The following is a 3,350-nucleotide window of genomic DNA, read 5'->3' as shown; positions in this document are numbered from 1 at the left end:
CATACAACCTTAATCACTAAATTCAACGCATAGTAAAAATGCCACGCGTTGCGAATCCCTCTTGAGCAGTTTGTTAGTCGCGAGGCACCGAGCGACAATTTTAAGCCAAACTAAACTTTGCGAACAACAAGCTTTATGTGTTTTGATGCACTTAAGTCAGGCGTAGTCTCAAAGCGGCTACTCAATGAAACCACTTGGAACAGCCAACGCTGCAGAAAACGGACTGACAACACCAAAAAAGCGCTTTTGGAAAACCAATCTCACAGTGCGGACTTTCAACAAAGTCACTGAAACCACGTGGAACTTACCACACCAGAGAAAACGTCCTTTCAGCAAGTAAATAAGCTTTTAAACGAACAAACTCACCGAGCAGAGTTGCAACCAAAAACAGATTTTCGATTACCCCGCTCTATCACCACCAAAGAACGAAACAACCGCTTGGAAGATAGTAATGCATTGATTTAGAACCGATGAAACTGAGCTTTGACCGTCGAAGATGGAACTATGAATCAAACAACCAGTAGCCAAGTTTTGAGCTTAGAAACATGATTTTGACTGCTAGCTTTTTCTGGCGACTAACAGCTATTAGACAGACAAATTCTGCATTTGAATACAGAATTATTCTATCTAGTTTCATTTGTGTTGCACTCTAGCACAATTAATTTCATTATTTCAGTGACTTAGAACATAGATAGGCACATCGAATAAAAAATACAGAATATTTCCATATAGTATGAATCCAGCGAAAACCCTCTCGCACTGTATATACTCCCAGATCTACTAACCATGTTGAAAGCACAAAAAAGCCTGCCATCTATGCGAACATAAATGGCAGGCTTTATACGTTAATTAGACTCGTGAGTGGCTAGATTATGCAGCTTCAAATGCTAGAGCTTTCTTTTCAACTTGGCGGAAGATCAGCGTTAAAATACCGTTTACTGCTAGGTAGAATGCGCCAGCAATACCGAACACAGTTAGTGTGTCGTAGGTTTGGCCGTTAATACGCTGCGCGTAGCCCATCAAATCCATAATGGTGATGGTACTTGCCAGCGATGTGCCTTTGAAGACTAAAATTACTTCGTTCGAGTAAGCAGGAACGGCGCGGCGTAGTGCGTATGGCAATAGCACTTTAAGGGTCGCGATTTTGTCCATACCTAGTGCACGACATGCTTCCCACTGCCCTGCAGGAATCGCGTTGAATGCACCTCTGAACAGTAGCGTGCTGTATGCCGCAGTGTTCAAAGCTAATGCTAGCATTGCGCAGAACCAAGGTTGGCTGAGCCAAGTCCACATGAAGCTTTCACGAATCCAATCGAACTGACCTGGGCCGTAATAAACCAAGAAGATCTGAACCAGTAATGGTGTACCCGTGAACAAGGTAATGATGCCACGTGTTACCCAGTGAATCGCAGGTAATCTTAGGATCAGTGTTACCGTCATCAGTAGCGACAAGATACAACCAACAAGCAGTGACGCGCCTGTGAGCTGAAGACTGGTTGCTAAACCTTCAAGCATTTGAGAGAGGTATTGTTGATTCATGCTATTGCCCCTTTGTTACCCAAACCTTGAATAGAGAATTTACCATCAATCACTTTTACTGCTCTTTGCGTAATCAATGTGATGATTAGGTAGATAGCTGCCGCCGTTGCGTACCAAGTAAATGCTTCGTGCGTTGCTGCTGATGTTAACTGCGCTTGCTTCAGTAGATCGGTGACGCCAATCAGAGAAACCAATGCAGTATCTTTCAACAGAACCAACCACTGGTTCGTTAAGCCTGGTAGTGCGTGTCTTACTGCTTGTGGCAAAACAATTCTGAAGAATGCGTGAGATTGTGGAATACCTAATGCACTCGCCGCTTCTCTCTGCCCTTTACCTACCGCTTTCAATGCACCACGAATAGTTTGTGAAGCGTATGAAGCGAAAATAAGTGACAACGCAACAACACCAGATAAGAACGGGCTAACTTCAACAAAGTCACCAGTGATCATGAAGAGCACTTGTGTTGAGCCAAAGTAGATAAACAAAACCACCAAGATTTCTGGTAGACCACGTACGATTGTCACGAACGCGGTTGTCGGCCATTTGATTGCAACACGACGAGACATTTCTCCGCCTGCAAACATTACCGCTAGAACTAATCCAACCAATAGGCTTACGAATGCAAGCTGAATAGTCATCCAGCTTGCCTCGACGAGCCCTAAAGAGTAACCCGTTAATTCCATAAATTACTTACCGAAGTACTTGTTGAAGATCTTGTCGTACTCGCCGTTTGCTTTAACTGCTGCAAGTGCTGTGTTCAGTTGTGCAACTAGCTCTGGGTTGCTCTTGTTTACTGCGATACCAAAGCCGTTACCAAAGTACTCTTGGTTTGTTACTTGGTCGCCAACGTACGTTAGGTTGTCTTCTTTCTTAAACCATTCAGCGACTACCGCTGTGTCACCGAATACAGAATCGATACGACCGTTTTTCATATCGATGAATGCATCTTGGTAGCTTGAGTAAGGTACTGCTGTCACACCTGGTAGTTGCTCAAGAAGGTAGCTTTGGTGAGTAGAACCGTTTTGAACACCGATACGCTTGCCTTCTAGTGCTGCTTGGTCTGCTACTTTGCCTTCAATAGAGATGAATGCTGCAGAGTTGTCGTAGTAAGCGTCAGAGAAGTTTACTTGTTGAAGACGTGCTTCAGTGATGTCCATTGCAGAGATAGCCGCATCGTAACGTTTGAATTTAAGAGCTGGAATCAGGCTATCGAATGCTTGGTTGTGGAAAGTACACGTTGCTTTCATCTCTTCACAAAGTGCGTTTGCTAGATCGACGTCGAAGCCTTGGATTTGGTTGTTCTCATCCATGTATTCGAATGGTGCATAAGTCGCTTCCATTGCGAATTTGATTTCTTCTTGAGCTGCTGCATTGAAAGAAGCAAGACCGATAAGTGAAGCTAGTAGAATCTTTTTCATTTTGTTACTCCGAATACATTGTGATAGTGGCCTGTGGCCATTCTTATAATTTGATTGTTTTAATCGATGTTGTGTTTAGGTAAATCTAGTCAGTGACTTAGTGAGTCAAATATTCAGCAAACTCTGGAGTCTGCGGATTAATAAATGCGTCGCTGGTGCCGTGTTCCATGATGTACCCCTTTTCAAGGTAAAGAACGTGGCTCGCAATCTTCTTGGCGAAGTCAACTTCGTGAGTCACTACCACCTGAGTAATTCCAGTGCCGCTTAGCTCTTTAATGATGCTAACTACTTGGTTAGTGATCTCTGGATCAAGAGCCGCTGTTGGTTCGTCAAACAGCAATACATCCGGCTTCATCATAAGAGCACGAGCAATCGCGACACGTTGTTGTTGAC

General features: G+C 43.8%; 4 protein-coding genes. All 4 read right to left on the bottom strand.

The features are described from left to right. Window positions 1-870: 870 nt before the first annotated feature. Window positions 871-1,539 carry an arginine ABC transporter permease ArtM gene (gene artM / locus BCT81_RS13365; RefSeq protein ID WP_008217794.1) on the bottom strand — a complete coding sequence of 223 codons (669 nt, stop codon included), beginning with the start codon at window positions 1,537-1,539 and terminating at the stop codon, window positions 871-873. After that, the gene (artQ, locus tag BCT81_RS13360) at window positions 1,536-2,222 is read right to left on the bottom strand and encodes an arginine ABC transporter permease ArtQ (RefSeq protein WP_102424730.1); all 687 of its coding nucleotides are present in this window, start codon (window positions 2,220-2,222) and stop codon (window positions 1,536-1,538) included. Before artQ ends, artM begins: the two co-directional genes overlap by 4 nt. 3 nt (window positions 2,223-2,225) lie before the next feature. After that, complete coding sequence (locus BCT81_RS13355; protein ID WP_102424729.1) at window positions 2,226-2,957, bottom strand: arginine ABC transporter substrate-binding protein; 732 nt, start codon at window positions 2,955-2,957, stop codon at window positions 2,226-2,228. A gap of 97 nt (window positions 2,958-3,054) precedes the next feature. After that, window positions 3,055-3,350: ATP-binding cassette domain-containing protein (locus BCT81_RS13350; RefSeq protein ID WP_133152623.1), on the bottom strand; the 296-nt coding region annotated here is incomplete at its 5' end.

Source organism: Vibrio sp. 10N.261.52.A1, assembly GCF_002876325.1.
Taxonomy (GTDB): Bacteria; Pseudomonadota; Gammaproteobacteria; order Enterobacterales; family Vibrionaceae; genus Vibrio; species Vibrio chagasii.
This window is presented reverse-complemented; position numbering and strand designations above follow the sequence as displayed.